The sequence below is a fragment of the Geodermatophilus sp. SYSU D00700 genome (assembly GCF_054050255.1).
This window is the reverse complement of the sequence record NZ_JBJGZA010000060.1, coordinates 1-18,990: the sequence shown is the minus strand read 5'-3', so window position 1 is coordinate 18,990 and position 18,990 is coordinate 1. Positions and strand designations below refer to the sequence as shown.

At 75.2% G+C, this 18,990-nt stretch carries 18 protein-coding genes; 6 read left to right on the top strand and 12 right to left on the bottom strand.

Annotation, left to right across the window (positions count from 1 at the left end):
• Window positions 1-85 precede the first annotated feature (85 nt).
• Window positions 86-1,342, bottom strand: coding sequence for a phosphoribosylamine--glycine ligase (purD, locus tag ACI79V_RS23655; protein ID WP_456893281.1), 1,257 nt, complete (start codon window positions 1,340-1,342; stop codon window positions 86-88).
• Window positions 1,343-1,367: 25 nt separating this feature from the next.
• A complete protein-coding gene (rsgA, locus tag ACI79V_RS23650) occupies window positions 1,368-2,399 on the bottom strand; it encodes a ribosome small subunit-dependent GTPase A (protein WP_456893279.1) in 1,032 nt (343 codons plus the stop codon).
• Between the two features lie 105 nt (window positions 2,400-2,504).
• Between rsgA and ACI79V_RS23645 the strand changes: the two genes are divergently transcribed.
• Window positions 2,505-3,539 (top strand): glycerophosphodiester phosphodiesterase family protein, encoded by a 1,035-nt coding sequence (locus ACI79V_RS23645; RefSeq protein ID WP_456893277.1) that lies wholly within the window; start codon window positions 2,505-2,507, stop codon window positions 3,537-3,539.
• A 132-nt stretch (window positions 3,540-3,671) separates the two neighbouring features.
• On the opposite strand, the gene ACI79V_RS23640 is transcribed toward ACI79V_RS23645, so the two are convergent.
• The gene (locus tag ACI79V_RS23640) at window positions 3,672-4,961 is read right to left on the bottom strand and encodes an adenylosuccinate synthase (RefSeq protein WP_456893275.1); all 1,290 of its coding nucleotides are present in this window, start codon (window positions 4,959-4,961) and stop codon (window positions 3,672-3,674) included.
• Window positions 4,962-5,027: 66 nt separating this feature from the next.
• On the opposite strand from ACI79V_RS23640, the gene ACI79V_RS23635 reads away from it, so the two are divergent.
• The 3 genes from ACI79V_RS23635 (at window position 5,028) to ACI79V_RS23625 (ending at window position 7,586) form a co-directional block, all read left to right on the top strand.
• Window positions 5,028-5,642 (top strand): hypothetical protein, encoded by a 615-nt coding sequence (locus ACI79V_RS23635; protein WP_456893273.1) that lies wholly within the window; start codon window positions 5,028-5,030, stop codon window positions 5,640-5,642.
• A gap of 100 nt (window positions 5,643-5,742) precedes the next feature.
• Complete coding sequence (locus ACI79V_RS23630) at window positions 5,743-6,789, top strand: ABC transporter permease (protein WP_456893271.1); 1,047 nt, start codon at window positions 5,743-5,745, stop codon at window positions 6,787-6,789.
• Window positions 6,786-7,586, top strand: a complete 801-nt coding sequence (locus ACI79V_RS23625) for an ATP-binding cassette domain-containing protein (protein ID WP_456893269.1) — start codon at window positions 6,786-6,788, stop codon at window positions 7,584-7,586. The genes ACI79V_RS23630 and ACI79V_RS23625 overlap by 4 nt, the downstream gene beginning before the upstream one ends.
• Window positions 7,587-7,613: 27 nt before the next feature.
• On the opposite strand, the gene ACI79V_RS23620 is transcribed toward ACI79V_RS23625, so the two are convergent.
• The 9 genes from ACI79V_RS23620 to clpB all read right to left on the bottom strand — a co-directional run bounded on the left by ACI79V_RS23620 (window position 7,614) and on the right by clpB (window position 17,698).
• Window positions 7,614-7,757 carry a GPGG-motif small membrane protein gene (locus ACI79V_RS23620; RefSeq protein WP_456877858.1) on the bottom strand — a complete coding sequence of 48 codons (144 nt, stop codon included), beginning with the start codon at window positions 7,755-7,757 and terminating at the stop codon, window positions 7,614-7,616.
• A gap of 143 nt (window positions 7,758-7,900) precedes the next feature.
• On the bottom strand, window positions 7,901-8,308 hold the full coding sequence (locus ACI79V_RS23615; RefSeq protein WP_456893267.1) for a DUF3151 domain-containing protein: 408 nt from the start codon (window positions 8,306-8,308) through the stop codon (window positions 7,901-7,903).
• A gap of 2 nt (window positions 8,309-8,310) precedes the next feature.
• Entirely contained in the window at window positions 8,311-9,345 is a 1,035-nt protein-coding gene (gene fbaA / locus ACI79V_RS23610; protein WP_456893265.1) for a class II fructose-bisphosphate aldolase, read from the bottom strand.
• An 81-nt stretch (window positions 9,346-9,426) separates the two neighbouring features.
• Entirely contained in the window at window positions 9,427-10,821 is a 1,395-nt protein-coding gene (locus tag ACI79V_RS23605) for an FAD-binding oxidoreductase (RefSeq protein WP_456893263.1), read from the bottom strand.
• 166 nt (window positions 10,822-10,987) lie between these two features.
• The gene (gene pyrE, locus ACI79V_RS23600) at window positions 10,988-11,542 is read right to left on the bottom strand and encodes an orotate phosphoribosyltransferase (RefSeq protein WP_456893261.1); all 555 of its coding nucleotides are present in this window, start codon (window positions 11,540-11,542) and stop codon (window positions 10,988-10,990) included.
• An 84-nt stretch (window positions 11,543-11,626) separates the two neighbouring features.
• Window positions 11,627-12,316 carry a fasciclin domain-containing protein gene (locus tag ACI79V_RS23595; RefSeq protein WP_456893259.1) on the bottom strand — a complete coding sequence of 230 codons (690 nt, stop codon included), beginning with the start codon at window positions 12,314-12,316 and terminating at the stop codon, window positions 11,627-11,629.
• Between the two features lie 170 nt (window positions 12,317-12,486).
• Window positions 12,487-14,139 carry a molybdopterin-dependent oxidoreductase gene (locus ACI79V_RS23590; protein WP_456893257.1) on the bottom strand — a complete coding sequence of 551 codons (1,653 nt, stop codon included), beginning with the start codon at window positions 14,137-14,139 and terminating at the stop codon, window positions 12,487-12,489.
• A gap of 168 nt (window positions 14,140-14,307) precedes the next feature.
• Window positions 14,308-14,961 carry a hypothetical protein gene (locus tag ACI79V_RS23585; protein WP_456893255.1) on the bottom strand — a complete coding sequence of 218 codons (654 nt, stop codon included), beginning with the start codon at window positions 14,959-14,961 and terminating at the stop codon, window positions 14,308-14,310.
• Between the two features lie 139 nt (window positions 14,962-15,100).
• A complete protein-coding gene (clpB, locus tag ACI79V_RS23580; protein ID WP_456893253.1) occupies window positions 15,101-17,698 on the bottom strand; it encodes an ATP-dependent chaperone ClpB in 2,598 nt (865 codons plus the stop codon).
• 189 nt (window positions 17,699-17,887) lie between these two features.
• Here clpB and ACI79V_RS23575 point away from each other — a divergent pair, with 189 nt between their 5' ends.
• Window positions 17,888-18,361: a MarR family winged helix-turn-helix transcriptional regulator gene (locus tag ACI79V_RS23575; RefSeq protein WP_456893251.1), complete on the top strand. Its 474-nt coding sequence runs from the start codon at window positions 17,888-17,890 to the stop codon at window positions 18,359-18,361.
• Between the two features lie 92 nt (window positions 18,362-18,453).
• A complete protein-coding gene (locus ACI79V_RS23570; protein ID WP_456893249.1) occupies window positions 18,454-18,894 on the top strand; it encodes an OsmC family peroxiredoxin in 441 nt (146 codons plus the stop codon).
• The last annotated feature ends 96 nt before the right edge of the window (window positions 18,895-18,990 follow it).

The window sequence follows — 18,990 nt, the reverse complement described above, 5'->3', positions numbered from 1 at the left end:
GGGCGTCCTCCCGCACGGTGGGCGGTGCGGGAGGACGCCGCACGGTGAGGGAGGACGACCTGCGGTACGGGAGGACGCCCGGCGGCTACGGGAGGGTGATCCGGCCCTCGACGGCAGCCAGCGCGATGTCGGTGCGCCAGTGCGCGCCGGCCAGGCGGACGGCGGCCACGCGCTCGTAGGCGCTCTGCCGGGCGGCGGCCAGGTCGGGTCCGGTCGCGGTCACCGCGAGCACCCGCCCGCCGGCCGAGCGGACCGTCCCCCCGGCGTCCACGGCGGTGCCGGCGTGCAGCACGCCCTCGCCGTCGGCGCCGGTGACCGGGTCGCCGGTACGCGGCGCCTCCGGGTAGCCGGGCGCGGCGACGACGACGGTGACCGCGGCACCGGGACGCCAGCGCAGCGGCGGGTGGTCGGCGAGCGTGCCGGTGGCCGCGGCGTGCAGCAGCCCGCCCAGCGGCGTCTCCAGCAGCGGCAGCACGACCTGGGTCTCGGGGTCGCCGAAGCGGGCGTTGAACTCGACCACCCGCACGCCGCGGGAGGTCAGCGCCAGCCCGGCGTAGAGCAGGCCGCGGAACGGCTCGCCCCGGCGGCGCATCTCGTCGACCGTCGGCTGCAGCACGGTGGCCAGCACCTCGTCGACCAGCCCGGCCGGCGCCCAGGGCAGCGGTGCGTAGGCGCCCATCCCGCCGGTGTTGGGGCCGGCGTCGCCGTCGTCGCGGCGCTTGTGGTCCTGGGCCGGGACGAGCGGCACGACGGTCGTCCCGTCGGTCACCGCGAACAGCGACACCTCCGGGCCGTCGAGGTACTCCTCGACCAGCACCGCACCCCCGGCGTCCAGCACGCGGCGCCCGTGGGCGACGGCGGCGTCGCGGTCGGCGGTGACGACGACGCCCTTGCCGGCGGCCAGCCCGTCGTCCTTCACCACGTACGGCGGGCCGGCCTCGTCCAGCGCGGTCTCCAGCTCGGCCGGCCCGCCCACCGGCCACGCCCGGGCGGTCGGCACGCCGGCGGCGGCCATGACGTGCTTGGCGAAGGACTTGCTGCCCTCGATCTGCGCGGCCTGCGCCGACGGGCCGAAGCAGGCGATCCCCGCCTCGCGGACGGCGTCGGCGGCACCGGCCACCAGCGGCACCTCGGGACCGACGACGACGAGGTCGGCGCCCCACCCGGTGGCCAGCGCCGCGACCGCGACGGGGTCGGCGACGTCGAGGGGCGCCGGCTCGGCGATGCGCGCGGTGCCGGCGTTGCCCGGCGCGCAGGCCAGCGCGGTGACCGCGGGATCGGACGACAGAGCGACGCACAGGGCGTGCTCCCGGGCTCCGGAGCCGACGACGAGCACGCGCACGGACGGCGACCCTACCCAGGCGGGGTCATCGCACCCGGTTCGGCTGCGCGCGGTACGCGCGGTGCAGTGCCTTGACGCGGGCGTGCTCGGCGGCCCGGGCGCGGGCGTCGGCCCGCAGCTCCTGACGGCGGGCCTCCGCTTGGAGCTTGCGCCAGCCGAGCAGCCGGGCGGGGTCGAGCCGGCCGCCGTCGATGGCCGCCGCGACCGCGCAGCCGGGCTCGGTGCGGTGCGCGCAGTCGCGGAACCGGCAGTGCAGCGCCAGCTCGGCGACGTCGGCGTAGGCGGTGTCGACGCCCTCGTCGTCGTAGAGGCCCAGCTCCCGCATGCCGGGGGTGTCGACGAGCAGCCCGCCGCCGGGCAGCAGGTGCAGCTCGCGGGAGGTGGTGGTGTGCCGGCCGCGGCCGTCGGCCTCCCGCACGTCCTGCGTCGGTGCCACCTCGCGGCCGGCCAGCGCGTTGGCCAGCGAGGACTTCCCGACCCCCGACGGGCCGACCATGGCCGCCGTCCGTCCCCCGGCGAGCAGCGCGCGCACCGCGTCGAGTCCCTCGCCGGTGTGCGCGCTGACGGCGAGCACCTCGACCCCGACGGCGTCCTCGGCCACCGCGGCCACCGCGGCCGGGACGTCGTCGCACAGGTCGGCCTTGGTGAGGACGACGACCGGCGTCGCGCCGCTCCCCCACGCGACGGCGAGGTAGCGCTCAACCCGCCGCGCGCGGGTCGGCCCGGCCAGCGCGTCGACCACGAGCACCAGGTCGAGGTTGGCGGCCACGACCTGCGCCGCGGACGTGCGGCCCGCGACGGTGCGGGTGAACGCCGACCGGCGCGGCAGCACGGCGACGGCGAGCTCGCCGCGCAGCGCCACCCAGTCGCCCACCGCCGGCGAGGCGACGCCGTCGGGGTCGTGCAGCGCGGCGGCGAGGTGCACCCGCCGCTCGCCGTCGGCGGTCAGGACGGAGAGCCGGCCCCGGTCGACCCGGCTCACCCGACCGGGGGAGGTCCCCTCGGGGAGGTGCTCGAGGAGCGCGGGGGACCAGCCGATCCCTGAGAGATGCGTCACGCAGCGGATGGTCCCGCGCAGGTCAGCGCGGCGTCTTCCGATTTCTCAGCGACTCGCCAGCCGGTGTTCGCCATCCCGACACCTCGATCCGGTGTTGTGGATGGCATGCACGCGACCGAGTCGCTCGCGACTCCCGCAGCGGCCCGGTCCCCCCGTCCCGTCGTCGTGGGACACCGCGGTGCCTGTGCGTACCGCCCGGAGCACACCCTCGCCAGCTACGAGCTGGCCATCGACATGGGCGCCGACTACATCGAGCCCGACATCGTCGTCTCGAGGGACGGCGCGCTGGTCGCGCGGCACGAGAACGAGCTCTCGCGCACCACCGACGTCGCCACCCGGCCGGAGTTCGCCGACCGCCGCACCACCCGGCGGGTCGGCCGCAAGCGGCGCACCGGCTGGTTCGCCGAGGACTTCACGCTGGAGGAGCTGCGCACCCTGCGCGCCGTCGAGCGGCGGCCGGACCTGCGCCCGCTCAACACCGCCTACGACGGCCGGTTCGGCATCGTGACGCTCGAGGAGATCGTCGAGCTGGTCCGCCGCCGGTCCACCCCGCAGCGGCAGGTGCGCGTGCTCGCCGAGCTGAAGAAGCCCACCTGGTCGGCCGAGCACGGCCAGCCGATGGCCGAGCTGGTCGCCGCCGAGCTGCGCCGCCTGGACGCCGCCTCCCCGGACGGGCCGGTGGTCCTGCAGTCCTTCGACGCCGGCGCGCTGCGGCGGCTGCGGGCCGACCTCGGCGACGACGGCCCGACGATGTTCCAGCTGGTCGACGACGCCGCCTGCGACGACCACCTGGTCACCAACGCCGGCCTGCGGGCGGTCTCCACCTACGCCCAGGGCATCGCGCCGTGCATCGACCGGCTGCTGCTGCGTGACGAGCAGGGGTCGCTGACCGGCGTCTCCGACCTGGTGGGCCGGGCGCACTCGGCCGGGCTGCGGGTGGTGCCGTGGACGCTGGCCGCGGAGAACGCCTTCCTCCCCCGCCAGCTGCGCAGCGGCGAGGACCCCGCCGCCGCGGGCGACGCGCTGTCGGCCGCCCGCCTGCTGCTGGCGCTCGGTGTCGACGGCGTCATCACCGACAACCCCGACGTCGTCGTCGCCGCCCGCGCCGAGCTCGAGCGGTCCGCCGTCCCCGCCGCGTAGCGGGACGTCAGGCGGCTCGCCGATGATCAGGTCACCTGATCGTGCGGCGTCCTCCCTCGCCGTGCGGCGTCCTCCCTCACGGTGGGACGTCGGGTAGGACGCCCGACGATCAGGTCACCTGATCGTGGCGGCTCAGTCGAGCAGGTCGTGGACGACGACGTTCTCGTCGCGGCCGGGCCCCACGCCGATGACGCTGATCCGCGCGCCGGAGAGCTCCTCGAGCCGGCGCACGTAGGTCTGCGCATTGGCCGGCAGCTCGTCGAAGGTGCGGCAGTGCCGGAGGTCCTCGGTCCAGCCCGGCATCTCCTCGTAGACCGGCTGCGCGTGGTGGAAGCCGGTCTGGGTCATCGGCATCTCCTCGTGCCGGACGCCGTCGACGTCGTAGGCGACGCAGATGGGCACCGTCGGCAGCCCCGAGAGCACGTCGAGCTTGGTGAGGAAGTAGTCGGTGATGCCGTTGACCCGGCTGGCGTACCGGGCGACGACGGCGTCGAACCAGCCGCAGCGGCGGTCGCGGCCGGTGGTGACGCCCACCTCGCCGCCGACCGTGCGCAGGTGGTCGCCGTTGGCGTCGAACAGCTCGGTCGGGAACGGGCCCGAGCCCACCCGCGTCGTGTAGGCCTTGAGGATGCCGACCACCCGGGAGATGCGGGTGGGGCCGATCCCGCTGCCGGTGGCCGCCCCGCCTGCAGTCGGGTTCGACGACGTGACGAACGGATATGTGCCGTGGTCGACGTCGAGCAGCGTGCCCTGCGAGCCCTCCAGCAGCACCCACTGCCCGGCGTCGAGGGCGTCGGCCAGCATCAGCCGGGTGTCGGCGATGCGCTCGCGCAGCTGCTCGGCGTAGCCGGCGTACTCCTCGACCACCTCGTCGACGTCGATGGCCTTGCGGTTGTAGACCTTGACCAGCACCTGGTTCTTCTCGACCAGGGTGCCCTCGAGCTTCTGTCGCAGGATCGACAGGTCGAGCAGGTCGGCCACCCGGATGCCGGTGCGGGCCACCTTGTCGCCGTAGGCCGGGCCGATGCCGCGGCCGGTGGTGCCGATCTTGCGCTTGCCGAGGAACCGCTCGGTGACCCGGTCCAGCGCCCGGTGGTGCGGCATGATCAGGTGCGCGTCGGCCGAGATGACCAGCCGCGAGGTGTTGACGCCGCGCTGCTCGAGCCCGGCCAGCTCGCCGATGAGCACCTGCGGGTCGACGACGACGCCGTTGCCGATCACCGGGGTGCAGCCGGGCGTGAGGATGCCCGACGGGATCAGGTGCAGCGCGTAGCGCTCGCCGTCGGGGGTGATGACGGTGTGGCCGGCGTTGTTGCCGCCCTGGTAGCGCACCACGTAGGGCACGCGCCCGCCGAGGAGGTCGGTGGCCTTGCCCTTGCCCTCGTCGCCCCACTGGGCACCGATCAGCACGACTGCCGGCATCTCGCTGTCGTCTCCCTGGGACTCGTCACCGGCGGTCGACCGGCTGGCAGGTGGCAGGGTATCGGCATGTCCCTCGTCGAGTTCGACCTGCGCGGTCTCGGCCCCGGGCAGGCCCCGGAGCGCGCCGCCGTCGCCGGCGCGGCCGAGGCCGGCGCGCTGCTGGTGCGCGGGCCGGTCGCGGCGCTGTCGGCGGTGCTGGCCGCGCTGCACCGGGCGGGCCGCACCGCCGAGGCGCCGGTGTCGTGGGAGCCGGCCGACGACCCCGCGTCCCGGGGGCTGGCGCGCGACCTGGGCGTCGGCTCCGGCGGGGAACGGGAGCTGTCGCTGGTGCGCGACGACCACGGCGGGGTGCTGCTGCAGCACGGGCGCTATGAGCCGGCGGAGAGGGGGCGCCTGCCGCTGTCCGCGCGGCTGGGCGTGCAGGCCCACCACGACGACGCGCGGGTGGCCGACGGGATGGTGGCGCGCATCGACGTCCGGCCCGACTGGCGCGCGGTCGACACGATCCGCGTCGTCGTCTCCCCCCAGCTGATGCGCCCGCCGCGGCGCAGCACCGGCCGGGCGCTGCAGCTGGCCAGCGACCCCGCCCTGGTCACCCGCGACGGCGTGCCCTTCCCGCGGCCGGTCACCCGCTGGACCTGGTACGCCGACGACCGGGTGCGCTGGCGGCTGCACCCCTAGCGAGCAGGTCCCGTTGCGGGCGGCCCTCCGCGGCGTCGTCGTGGACACTGGGGAGGCCCCAGCCCGAGGAGGCCCCGCTGCGCCCTTGCCCGGTGACCCGGTGACCGTCGACCGCCTGCCGTTCACCCGCGTCGCTCCGCCGCGCCGTCCGGTGGCCGAGCGCGTGCTGGCCCGGCCGAGCATCGCCGCGGTGCTCGGCCTCGTGGCCGTCGTCGTCGTCTTCGGGCTGTGCGTGCCCGACCTGCTGACCCCGGAGGGCCTGGCCGGCGTCCTCGACGCCGCCGCGCTGCTGGGCATCGGCGGGGTGACGGTGGGGCTGCTCCTGGTCGGCGGGCACTTCGACGTGTCGATCGGCACGGTCACGGTCGGCAGCGCCGTCCTCACCGGGGTGCTCGCCGGCCCGATGGAGTGGGGCATCTGGTCCGCGCTGACCGCGTCGCTGGCCGCGGCGCTCGGCGTCGGGCTGGTCAACGGCTGGCTGGTGGTGGCCACCGGGCTGCCGAGCTTCCTGGTCACCCTGGCGACGGCGCTGGTGCTGCAGGGGACGACGGTGTCGGCCCTGCCCCTGGTCGTCGGCGGCCCGCGGATCACCGGCCTGGACGAGGCGCCGGGGTGGTCCTCGGCGTCGGCGCTGTTCGGGTCGACCGTGGAGGTCGGCGGCGGGGTGTTCCCCGTCTCGCTCCTCTGGTGGCTGGGCGTGACCGCCCTCGCCGGCTGGCTGCTGTGGCGCACCCGCTTCGGCAACGACGTGCTGGCGATGGGCGGCTCCCGCCGGGCGGCGCGCGAGCTCGGCGTCCCGGTCCGGCGGACGACGCTGGTGCTCTACCTCCTCACCGCGGGCGCGGGCTGGTTGCTGGGCACGCTCGCCCTCGTCCCGGTCGCCAGCGTCGCGGCGACCCCGGCGCTGGTCACCGCCATCGACTTCGTGGTGGTGGCCGTGATCGGCGGGTGCCTGCTCACCGGCGGCTACGGCTCGATGGCCGGCGCGGCGGTCGGCGCGCTGGTCTACGCCGTCGCCCGGCGCGGGGTGGAGCTGTCGGGCTGGGACCCGCGCTGGTCGCAGGTCCTGCTCGGTGTGCTGCTGCTCGTCGCCCTCGTCGTCGGAGGGGTGGTGCGCGGCCGGCTGCGGGCCGCGCCGCGGTCGTGACCACGCCCCCGGTCCTGGAGCTGCGCCGGCTGTCGGTCCGCTACGGCGGCGTGCCCGCGCTCGACCGGGTGGACGTGGCGCTCGAAGGCGGCCGGATCACCTGCGTCCTCGGGGAGAACGGCTCCGGGAAGTCGACGCTGGTGGCGGTGCTGTCCGGGCTGCGCCGGCACGACGACGGCGAGCTGCTCCTCGACGGCGTCCCGGTGCGCTTCGGCAGCCCGCGGGCGGCGCGGGAGGCCGGCATCGCCACGGTGTGGCAGGACCTCGCGGTCGCGCCGCTGCTGTCGGTGTGGCGCAACCTGTGCCTGGGCGCCGAGCCGACCCGCGGGCGGTGGCCGCTGCGCCGTCTCGACGTCGACGCCGCGCGCGAGACCGCCGTGCGGGCGTTCGAGCGCATCGGGGTCACCGGCATCGACCCCGACCAGCCGGTCAACTCGCTGCAGGCCGGCGCCCGGCAGAGCCTCGCCATCGCCCGCGCGGTGCACCACGGCTCCCGGGCGCTGGTGCTCGACGAGCCCACCGAGCCGATGACCACCGCGCAGCACACGCTGGTCGGGCAGGCGGTGCTCGGCGCCCGGGCGCGGGGGCTGGCCGTCGTGCTGGTGACGCACAACCCGCGCTACGCGCACCTCGTGGGCGACCGCTTCCTGCTGCTGGCCCGCGGCCAGGTGGCCGGCGACCTCACCCACGCCGACGTCGACGCCGACGACCTCACCCGGCTGATGGCCGGCGGCGAGGAGCTGACCGCCCTCACCGCCCGCCTGCAGGAACTGCACCCCGAGCTCGGGGACCGCTGACCCCGCGGCCCCCGAGCCCGGGGTCGGTCAGGCGAAGACGCTCACCCCGCCGGGGCCCACCAGCAGCCCGACGACGATGAGCACGATCCCCCACAGCAGCTGTCCTCGGATGATCGCGAGGACGCCGGCGATGACGAGGACGACGGCGAGGATCCAGAGCAGTGTCGCCACGGAGCACCTCCACGTGTGCGCGTCCCCGATGGACGCGTGGTGACGCAGTGTGCTCCCGGACCGGGCGTTCCGCCTGGTGAGCGCCCGGGACCGTCCGGACGGGTGAGCCGCGGTGACCGTCGGTCAGCGCGGCGGCGGGGGCGTCAGGGGGCGAGGCTCGGGTCGCAGTCGCGCAGCAGCTGGGTGCAGCGCTCCTGCTCGTCGACCTCGCCGATCGCCTCGGCCGCCCGGGCCAGCACCGTGACGCAGCGCAGGAACCCCCGGTTGGGCTCGTGCGACCACGGCACCGGGCCGTGGCCCCTCCAGCCGTTCTTGCGCAGCGCGTCGAGGCCGCGGTGGTAGCCGGTGCGGGCGTAGGCGTAGGCCTCGATGGTGCGGCCGCCGTCGAGCGCCGCCTCGGCCAGCGCGGCCCACGCCGCGCTGGCCCGCGGGTGACCGGCGGCCACCTCGGCGGGGTCGGTGCCGGCCGCCAGTGCGGCCTCGGCGTCGGGGTCGCCGGGCAGCAGCGTGGCCGGCGGCTCGCCGAGCAGGTTCTGGTGGGAGTGCGTCACGGTCAGGCGCCCTGGGACTGGCCGGCCGACAGCAGGTCCTCGCACGCGGTGACCACGCGGGCGGCCATGCCCGTCTCGGCGAGCTTCATGTAGGACCGCGGGTCGTAGGCCTTCTTGTTGCCCACCTCGCCGTCGATCTTGAGCACGCCGTCGTAGTTGCTGAACACGTGCCCGGCGATCGGCCGGGTGAAGGCGTACTGGGTGTCGGTGTCGACGTTCATCTTCACCACGCCGTAGGACAGCGCCTCGCGGATCTCCGACTGCAGCGAGCCCGAGCCGCCGTGGAAGACGAAGTTGAACGGCTTGCTGCCCTCGGGCAGGCCGAGCTCCTGCGAGACGACCTCCTGGCCCTGCTCGAGGATCTCCGGCCGCAGCTTGACGTTGCCGGGCTTGTAGACGCCGTGCACGTTGCCGAAGGTGGCCGCGAGCAGGTAGACGCCGCGCTCGCCGAGGCCGAGGGCCTTGGCGGTGGACACGAAGTCGCCGGGGGCGGTGTAGAGCTTCTCGTTGATGTCGTGCGCGACGCCGTCCTCCTCGCCGCCGACGACGCCGATCTCCAGCTCGAGGACGATCTTCGCCGCGGCGCACTTGTCGATGAGCTCCTCGGCGATGTGGAGGTTCTCCTCGAGGTCGATCGCCGAGCCGTCCCACATGTGCGACTGGAACAGCGGCGCCTGGCCGGCGTCGACCCGGTCCTTCGACAGCGCGACCAGCGGCCGGACGTAGGCGTCGAGCTTGTCCTTGGGGCAGTGGTCGGTGTGCAGCGCGACGTTGACCGGGTACTTCTCGGCGACGACGTGCGCGAACTCGGCCAGCGCCACCGCGCCGGTGACCATGTCCTTGACCCGGGTGCCCGAGCCGAACTCGGCGCCGCCGGTGGAGAACTGGATGATCCCGTCGCTGCCGGCGTCGGCGAACCCGCGCAGCGCGGCGTTGATCGTCTCGGACGAGGTGCAGTTGATCGCCGGGTAGGCGAAGCCGCCCTCCTTCGCCCGGCTGATCATGTCGGCGTAGACCTCGGGGGTCGCGATGGGCATCCGGGCACTCCTCGTCGAACGGGCGTCGGTCGGCGGTCAGTATCGCGCCCGCGTCCGGTGCGCCGACAGCGGGCGGGCTCCTCAGCCGCGGCGGCGCAGCACCTTGCCGGGGTTGAGCAGGCCGGCCGGGTCGAGGGCGTCCTTGATGCGCCGGTGCACGTCGAGGGAGACCGCGCCGACCTCCCGCTCGAGCCACTCGACCTTGAGCGAGCCGATGCCGTGCTCGCCGGTCACCGTGCCGCCCAGGGACAGTCCGAGGTCGAGGATGTCGTCGAAGGCGGCGAAGGCCCGCGCGCGCTGGTCGGGGTCGGCCGGGTCGAAGCAGATGGTCGGGTGCATGTTGCCGTCGCCGGCGTGCCCGACGACGCCGATGGTCAGCCCGCGCCGCACGGCGATCCCGTCGCACCCGTCGAGGAAGGCCGCGATCCGCGAGCGGGGGACGGCGACGTCGTCGATGAGGGTGGTGCCCAGCTGCTCGAGCGCGGGCAGCGCCATGCGCCGGGCGGCGAGCAGCAGGTCGCCCTCGGCGGGGTCGTCGGTGGTGTGCACCAGTTGCGCTCCGGCCTCCCGGCACACCTCCGCCAGCGCCTCGATCTCGGCGACCGCGGCCGCTCCCCCGGAGTCCGACTGCGCCACGAGCAGGGCGTGCGCGTCGCGGTCGAGGTCGGCGCGCAGCAGGTCGTCGACCGCGCAGATGCAGGTGTTGTCCATGACCTCGAGCAGGCTGGGCACCAACCCGGAGGTGACCACGCGCTCGACCACCTCGCCGGTCTGCGCGGTGGTGGCGAAGGTGGCCACCAGCGTCACCGGCCGCTGCGGCGCCGGGCGCAGCGCCAGCGTGGCCTCGGTGATGACGCCGAGGGTGCCCTCCGACCCGACGAACAGCCGGGCCAAGTCGTAGCCGGCCACGCCCTTCACCGTGCGCCGTCCGGTGCGCAGCACCTGCCCGTCGGCGAGCACGACCTCCAGGCCGAGCACGTAGTCGGTGGTGACGCCGTACTTGACGCAGCACAGGCCGCCGGAGTTGGTGGAGAGGTTGCCGCCGATCGTGCACCAGTCGTAGCTCGACGGGTCGGGCGGGTAGAACAGCCCGGACCCGGCGACGGCGTCGCGCAGCGCCTTGTTGACCACGCCGGGCTGCACGACGGCCAGGCGGTCGGCCGGTGAGACCTCGAGGACGGCGTCCATGCGGGTCATGACCATCGTGATCGCGCCGTCGACGGCGTTGCTCGCCCCGGCCAGCCCCGAACCCGCACCGCGCGGGACGACGGGGACGCCGTGCCGGGAGGCGATCCGCATGACCGCGGCGACGTCCTCGGTGCGGCGGGGGAAGACGACGGCGGCGGGCGTGCCGGCCTCGGCCAGCATCGCCTGGTCGCGGGCGTAGGCGGCGGTGACGTCGGGGTCGGTGCGGACGCCGCCGGCCCCCAGCGCGGCGGTGAGCTCGTCGACCCAGGCGGTGGCGAGTGTGGTCACCCTCACACGGTACGGCGCCCGGTGCCGGGATCAGGTGACCTGATCGTCGGGCGTCCTCCCCCACGGTGGGCGGTGAGGGAGGACGCCCGGCGGTGAGGGAGGACGCCGGTTCCACGCCGGTTCAGCCCACGCCGGCTCAGCCCACGCCGGCTCAGCCCACGCCGGTTCAGCCCAGCCCGAGGTCGGCGAGCTCGTAGGCGGCGCGGTACTCCAGGCCCGCGGCCTCCACGGCTGCCCGCCCGCCCCGGTCGACGACGACCGCGACGGCGATCACCTCCGCGCCGGCCTCCTGCAGCGCCTCGACGGCGGCCAGCGGGCTGCTGCCGGTGGTGGAGACGTCCTCGACGACGAGCACCGCCCGCCCGGCGACGTCGGGGCCCTCGATCCGGCGCTGCATCCCGTGCGCCTTCCCGGACTTGCGCACCACGCACGCGTCGAGGAACCCCTCCCCGTCGGCCGCGGCGTGCAGCATCGCCGTCGCCACCGGGTCGGCGCCCAGGGTGAGCCCCCCGACGACGTCGTAGCGCAGGTCGCCGGTCAGCTGGCGCATCACGCGGCCGACCAGCGGGGCGCCCTCGTGGTGGAGGGTGAGCCGGCGCATGTCGATGTACCAGTCGGCCTCCTGCCCCGAGGACAGGGTGACCCGTCCGCGGACGACGGCGAGGTCGACGATCAGCTCGAGCAGGCGGTCGCGGTCGGGGGAGGCGGCCGGTCGGTTCATGGTCGCGACCCTAGGAGGGCGGCCGCCGGGGCGCCGGGGACGCCGAGGCGGCCGCCCGACCGGGACGGTGGCCGGACGGCGGCCTCAGGTGGTGGGCGCGAGCACCTGGTCGACGACGTAGACGGTCGCGTTGGCCGTCTGCACGTCGCCGCAGACCACCGACGCCGGGGTGCCGGTGACGGTCTGGGCGATGGTGAACGCCTCGCCCGAGCCCTCGATGGTCACCTCGTCGCCGGCGACGGTGGTGTGGGTGCCGGCGAGCTGGTCGGGCGCGAGCCGGCCCGGGATGACGTGGTGGGTGAGGAGCTGGGTGAGCGCGGCGTTGTCGGCCAGCACCGCCTGCAGCTGGTCGGCCGGGACCGCCTCGAACGCCGGGTTGGCCGGGGCGATGACGGTGACGTCCGGAGTCGTGTTCAGCGTGTCGACGAGGTTCGCCTGGACGGCCGCCTGCACCAGCGTCGACAGCACCGGGTTGTTGCTGGCGGCGACGGCGACCGGGTCGTCGGTCATGCCGGCGAAGCTGCCCTCGCCGTCGGCCGGCACCGACGAGCAGCCGGCGCCGAACGGCTCGTCCGCGGCGGGCTCGGCCGCCGGGCTGCTCTCCGTCGCCCCCGATCCCTCCGCCGACGGGCTGCTCTCCTCGGCGGCCGGGCTGTCGCCGGAGGCGGAGCTGTCGGTGGCGCCGGCGTCGTCCGAGCTGCACGCGCTCAGGGTGACGGCGAGGGCGGAGGCGGTGGCCAGCAGGAGGCCGCGGGTCAGGCGGTTCTTCGTCACGGGTCAGATGCTCCTCGGTCGTCGTGCTCGTCCGTCGGGGGACCGGGTGGCCCCCACGGTGGTCCCTCCCGACCCGGTCGAGGGGTCGGGAGAGGCGTCTGCGGCCGGGCGGCCGAGACGGGCTCTGGGGTGGTGTGCCCGGCCGGCGGCGGCCGGCGGGGCGGGGAGCGCTACCTGGCGATCACCCGGATGGAGTGCAGGCCGCTGGCCCCGTTCGGGAAGGGCCGGGCGCGGTCCGCGGACTGCACCTCGCCGTCGGCCGTGGTGGCGCGGACGGTGAGCTGGTAGGAGCCGGGGGCGAAGTCGTGGGGCAGCACCCACTGCCGCCACACGTCGACGCCGGCCTGCGGGGCCAGCTCGGCCTCCCGCCACTCGCCGTCGTCGATCCGCACCTCGACCCGGGCGATGCCGCGGGTCTGGGCCCACGCCACTCCGGCGATCGGCCGCCGGCCGGCGGGGAACTGCCGCAGCGGGGCCGGGGTGTCGATCCGCGAGGCGACCTTGACCGGACCCTCGGCCGCCCAGCCGCGCCGCACCCAGTAGGCGTCGAAGGCACCGAAGGTCGTCGCCTCGATCGAGGTCAACCACTTGCACGCCGAGACGTAGCCGTAGAGGCCCGGGATGAGCATCCGCAGGGGGAAGCCGTGCTCCACCGGCAGCGGCTCGCCGTTCATCCCGAAGGCGAGCATCGCGTTCTCCACCTCGAGGGCCGCACGGGTCGGGGCGCCGATCGTCATCCCGTCCGACGACCGGCACACGAGCTGGTCGGAGCCGGCGGAGACGCCGTTCTCGCGGAGCAGGGCGCCCAGCGGGACGCCGGTCCAGCGGGCGGTGCCGGCCAGCCCGCCGCCGACCTCGTTGGAGACGCAGGTGAGCGTGACGTCGCGCTCGATGACGTCGTCGCGGTCGAACAGGTCGGCCAGGGTGTAGCTGCGCGGCGCGTCGACCATCCCGGAGAGGGTCAGCCGGTAGCCGGCCGGGCGGATCTGCGGGACGGTGATCGCGGTGTCGACCCGGTAGAAGTCGCGGACGGGCGTGAACAGCGGGGTGAGGCCCCCGACCCGCTCGGCGAGATCCGCGCCCCGGGGCAGCTCCGGTGCGGGGGACGACGGCGCCGGCAGGCTGAGCCCACCGCGGTCGTCGCTCACGTCGAAGCGGCGCTGCAGCAGCCGGCCACCGCCTCCGGTGACCGCGGCCGCCCCGAGCGCGACGCCACCGGCGACGACGAAGCGGCGGCGGTCCATGCCGGCGCCCTTGCGGTCGGCCATGGCGAGCGCCCCGCGCAGGCGCTCGACGACGTCGTCGTCGGCGGACCGTCCACCGGCCGACCCGCTCAACGGGGCGACCAGCAGCAGGAGGGCGGCGGTACCGGCGAGGGCGCCCGCCAGCGAGGGCAGGGCGTCGAGCCCGCCACCGGACGGGCGGCTGACGGCGGCCACCGCACCCAGGACGCCGAACAGCGCGATCCCGGCGACCCCGGCCCGGCGCGACCGGAGCGAGACCCGCCCGACGAGCAGCGCCCACAGCGCGACGACCACCAGCGTGCCGACGACGAGCGCGACCTTGTCGTGCTCGCCGAAGGTCGTGACGGCGAACCGCTTGACCGGTTCAGGGGCGAGCGTGATGACCGTGTCGCCGACCGCGACGACGGGTGAGGACCCCGGTCCGACGAGCCCCGCGACCAGCTCGGCGGCGCCGAGCGCCACGGCTGCCGCCAGCAGGCCGGCGAGCGCGGCGAGCAGGCGGCGCGGACCGCGGCCGGCCGGGGCCGGGGCCCCGTGCGGTCCGGCGGCCGGCGCGGGGGCCCGCTCGGTGGTGGTCACGCCCGGGGTTCGGGGAGAGCCGGCCGGCGGTTCAGCCGGGCCGGTCACGATCGGGTGACGGGTCGCCCGTGCGCTGCGGTCACGCGCCGGCCTCCGTCCGTCGGGTGTGCACGTCGCCGGACCCGTCCGCTCCCCGGCCGGGGGAGCGGACGGGCCCGGCGCCGGAGGTCAGCGGCCGCTCGCGCGGGCCCAGCGGCGGTAGCGGTACCACTCGTTGGCCGGCCTGGCCGCCAGCGCGACGATCCCCACGACGATGAGCACGGTCTGGATCAGCGACAGCGTGGTGAGCAGGCCGCTGGTGCCGACCGCCCCGCCGGCCAGCCCGACCAGGCCCGAGAGGACTGCGAGCCCGCCGAGGACCCACAGCACGATCCGGGCCCAGTTGCGGCCCTGCCAGGCGAACCAGATGAACAGCAGCTGCAGCCCCACGAAGACCAGCGTGAAGACGATGCCGAGGGTCACCACCCCGGCGGTGGTGGCGTCGCCGAGGTCGCTGTAGTCGGCCGGGTCGAGCCCCTGGTCGATCAGGGCCTGGTCGACGAGCTGGTCGAACTGGGCGAAGGTCACGATCGCGCCGAGGACGCCCAGCAGGGTGCTGGTCAGCCACGCGCCGATGCCCAGCTTGACCGCCTGGGGTCGCTCGACCGGCGCCGGGGCGCCCCACGAGTCCGGCGCGGCCGGTGCCGAGCCGTAGCCGCCGTAGGGATCCTGCCCGTACGGCGCCTGGCCGTAGGGAGTCTGGCCGTAGGGGGTCTGGCCGTGCGGCGGCTGGCCCGGGGGTGGCTCCCAGCCCTGCGGTCCCGGGCCCTGTCCTGCGGTCATCGCGGTGCGTCTCCTCTGTGTCGGTGCTCGCGGCATGATGGTCGACCGGCCGACGCCGGACCAGCACCCGGGACGCGACAGGCCCGCCGCCCTCCCCGGAGGGAGGACGGCGGGCCCGGTGACACGGCTCCGTCCGTCGTCAGGCGCGGGCGACGGTCAGCCCGGTGTCGGCCTCGGCCCCGGCCAGGTCGACCGCCCAGTCGACGACGACGCCGTCGCCGTCGCGGATCTCGCCGGACAGCAGCGCCCGGGCCAGCGGGTCACCGATCGCCGACTGCACCAGCCGCCGCAGCGGGCGGGCGCCGTAGACGGGGTCGAACCCGTTGAGCGCCAGCCACTCGCGGGCGGCGTCGGTGACGGTCAGCGTCAGCCGGCGCGCAGCCAGCCGGCGGGCGAGCACGCCCACCTGGATGTCGACGATCCCGGCCAGCTCCTCGCTGCCCAGCGCCCGGAACACCACGACGTCGTCGAGGCGGTTGAGGAACTCCGGCTTGAAGTGCGACCGGACGACGTCCATGACCGCCGCGCGCCGCGCCTCCTCGGGCAGCGACTGGTCGGCGATGACCTGGGAGCCGAGGTTCGACGTCAGGATCAGGATGGTGTTGCGGAAGTCGACCGTCCGCCCCTGCCCGTCGGTGAGCCGGCCGTCGTCGAGCACCTGCAGCAGCACGTCGAAGACGTCGGGGTGGGCCTTCTCGACCTCGTCGAGCAGCACGACGGTGTAGGGCCGCCGCCGGACCGCCTCGGTGAGCTGGCCGCCGGCCTCGTAGCCGACGTAGCCCGGAGGGGCACCGACGAGCCGGGCCACCGAGTGCTTCTCGGAGTACTCGCTCATGTCGATGCGGACCATCGCCCGCTCGTCGTCGAACAGGAACTCCGCCAGCGCCTTGGCCAGCTCGGTCTTGCCGACGCCGGTGGGACCGAGGAAGAGGAAGGACCCGGTGGGCCGGTCGGGGTCGGCGATGCCCGACCGGGCGCGGCGGACGGCGTCGGACACCGCCCGGACGGCGTCGGGCTGACCGACGACCCGCCGGCCGAGCTCCTCCTCCATCCGCAGCAGCTTCGCCGTCTCGCCCTCGAGCAGCCGGCCGGCGGGGATGCCGGTCCAGGCCTGCACGACCTCGGCGATGTCGTCGGGGCCGACCTCCTCCTTGAGCATCGACTCACCGGTCTGCACCGACTCCTCGGCCGCGGCCAGCGAGCGCTCCAGCTCCGGCAGCCGGCCGTAGCGCAGCTCCGCGGCGCGGGCGAGGGCGCCGTCGCGCTCGGCGCGCTCGGCCTCGGTGCGGACCGTCTCCAGCTCCTCCTTGATCCGCTGGATCCGCTCGATCGCCGACTTGTCCTGCTGCCACCGGGCGGTCAGCTCGTCGAGCTGCTGGCGCCGGTCGGCCAGGTCGGCCCGGAGGGCGGCCAGCCGGTCCTGCGAGGAGGGGTCCTCCTCCTTGGCCAGCGCCATCTCCTCGATCTCCATGCGGCGCACGGCGCGCTCGACCTCGTCGACCTCGACCGGCCGGCTGTCGATCTCCATGCGCAGCCGGCTGGCGGCCTCGTCGACCAGGTCGATGGCCTTGTCCGGCAGGAAGCGGGCCGTGACGTACCGGTCCGACAACGTGGCGGCGGCGACGATCGCGCCGTCGGTGATGCGCACACCGTGGTGGACCTCGTAGCGCTCCTTGAGGCCGCGCAGGATGCCGATGGTGTCCTCGACCGAGGGTTCGCCGACGAACACCTGCTGGAAGCGGCGCTCCAGGGCGGGGTCCTTCTCGATGTGCTCGCGGTACTCGTCGAGGGTCGTGGCGCCGACCATGCGCAGCTCACCGCGGGCGAGCATCGGCTTGATCATGTTGCCGGCGTCCATGGCCGAGTCGCCGGTGGCCCCGGCGCCGACGATGGTGTGCAGCTCGTCGATGAAGGTGACGACCTCGCCCTCGGACTCGGCGATCTCGTGCAGGACGGCCTTGAGCCGCTCCTCGAACTCGCCGCGGTACTTGGCGCCGGCGACCATGCTGGCCAGGTCCAGCGCCATCAGCCGCTTGCCCTTGAGGCTCTCCGGGACGTCGCCGGCCACGATCCGCTGGGCCAGGCCCTCGACGATCGCGGTCTTGCCGACGCCGGGCTCGCCGATGAGGACCGGGTTGTTCTTGGTGCGCCGCGAGAGCACCTGGACGACACGGCGGATCTCGGTGTCACGGCCGATGACCGGGTCGATCTTGCCGTCCCGCGCGCGCTCGGTGAGGTCGACGGCGTACTTCTCCAGCGCCTGGAACGTGCTCTCCGGGTCGGCGGTGGTGACCTTGCGGTTGCCGCGGACGGTCCGGAACGCCGCCAGCAACGCGTCGCGGGTGGCACCGGCGCTGGTGAGCACCGATCCGGCCTCGCCCTCGGAGCCGGCCAGGCCGACCAGCAGGTGCTCGGTGGAGACGTACTCGTCGCCCAGCGCGCTGGCCTGCTCCCCCGCGGCGTTGACCACCCGCAGCAGCTCGCGCGAGGGCGAGGGAGCCGCGACGGTGGCGCCGCTGACACTCGGCAAGCGGCGCAGCGCGGCCTCGGCCTTGGCGCGCACCTCGGACGGGTCGGCCCCGACCGCGGACAGCAGGGGGCCGGCGATGCCGTCGGTCTGCTGCAGCAGGGCGACGAGCAGGTGCAGGGGCTCGAGGGCGGCCTGCCCGCGGTCGACCGCCAGCCGCTGGGCGGCCGCGAACGCCTCCTGCGAACGGGTGGTCAGCTTGCTCTCCATGGTGGCTGCGGATCGTCCTCTCGGCGGAGTCGCCGGGACGGCTCCCGGCGGATCGGCGTGTCGAGCTGTGCAACGGCCGAGAGGTTGAGTCTGTTCCGCTCAAGTCCGGTGTCCGGGTCGTCGTGCCGGAGAGCCGCGGACCGGTCACAACCTCATGCCGCGCGACCTATGTGTCCCTACACTCGGAGCATGGAACAGACGAGCGTGGGGGACCGCCTCCCGTCCCCGAGCGTCGCTCTGGACGACCAGCTGTGCTTCGCGCTCTACGCGGCGTCGCGAGCGATGACGGCCCGGTACCGGCCGATGCTCGAGGAACTCGGCCTCACCTATCCGCAGTACCTGGTCATGATGCTGCTCTGGGAGGAGGACCAGCAGACCGTCGGCCAGCTCGGCCAGCGGCTGGCTCTCGACAGCGGCACGCTGTCCCCGCTGCTCAAGCGGCTGACCGCGGCCGGCCTGGTCACCCGTCACCGTCGCGTGGAGGACGAGCGCTCGGTGGCCATCGCCCTCACCGACGCCGGCCGGGCGCTGCGCGACCGGGCGTACGCCATCTCGCAGGACATGATCTGCGCGCTCCGGCTCGACGCCGACCAGTTCTCCGACCTCAAGCAGACGCTCAACGTGCTCACCAGCCGGGTCACCGAGGCGCCCCGCGGGAGCTGACGGTCCGGCGGGTCGCTCGCCGTCCGCCGGGGTAGGGGCGCTGGGTCCGACGCCGGCCAGAGCCGCCGGCACCCCCGTCCCGGAAGGCCGTCATGCCCACCCGTACCGCACGCACCGCCTGGAACGGCACCCTCCAGCAGGGCTCGGGTCAGGTCGAGCTGTCCAGTTCGAAGGTCGGCACCTTCGAGGTCAACTTCCCCAAGCGCGCGGCCGACGACGCCGGCGGCACGACCAGCCCGGAGGAGCTCGTCGCCGCGGCGCACTCGGCCTGCTTCGCGATGGCGCTGTCCAACGAGATCGGCAAGGCGGGGGGCACCCCGCAGTCCCTGGAGATCAGCGCCGACGTGACGCTGGGCCAGAAGGACGGCGCGCCGCACATCACGCGGATCGCGCTGACCGTCCGCGGTGAGGTCGACGGCCTCGACGCCGACGGCTTCGAGAATGCGGCCCAGGCGGCCAAGGTCGGCTGCCCGGTGAGCAAGGCCCTCGCGGGCGTCGACGAGATCACCCTGGACGCCGCGCTGGAGTCCTGAGCTGCACCGAGCCGACGGGGGCCGGTCCCGGTGGGGCGGGCGGGGGGGGGCGGGGGGGTGTTGGCGGGGGGGGGCTGGTGCGTGCGGGGGTCGGGC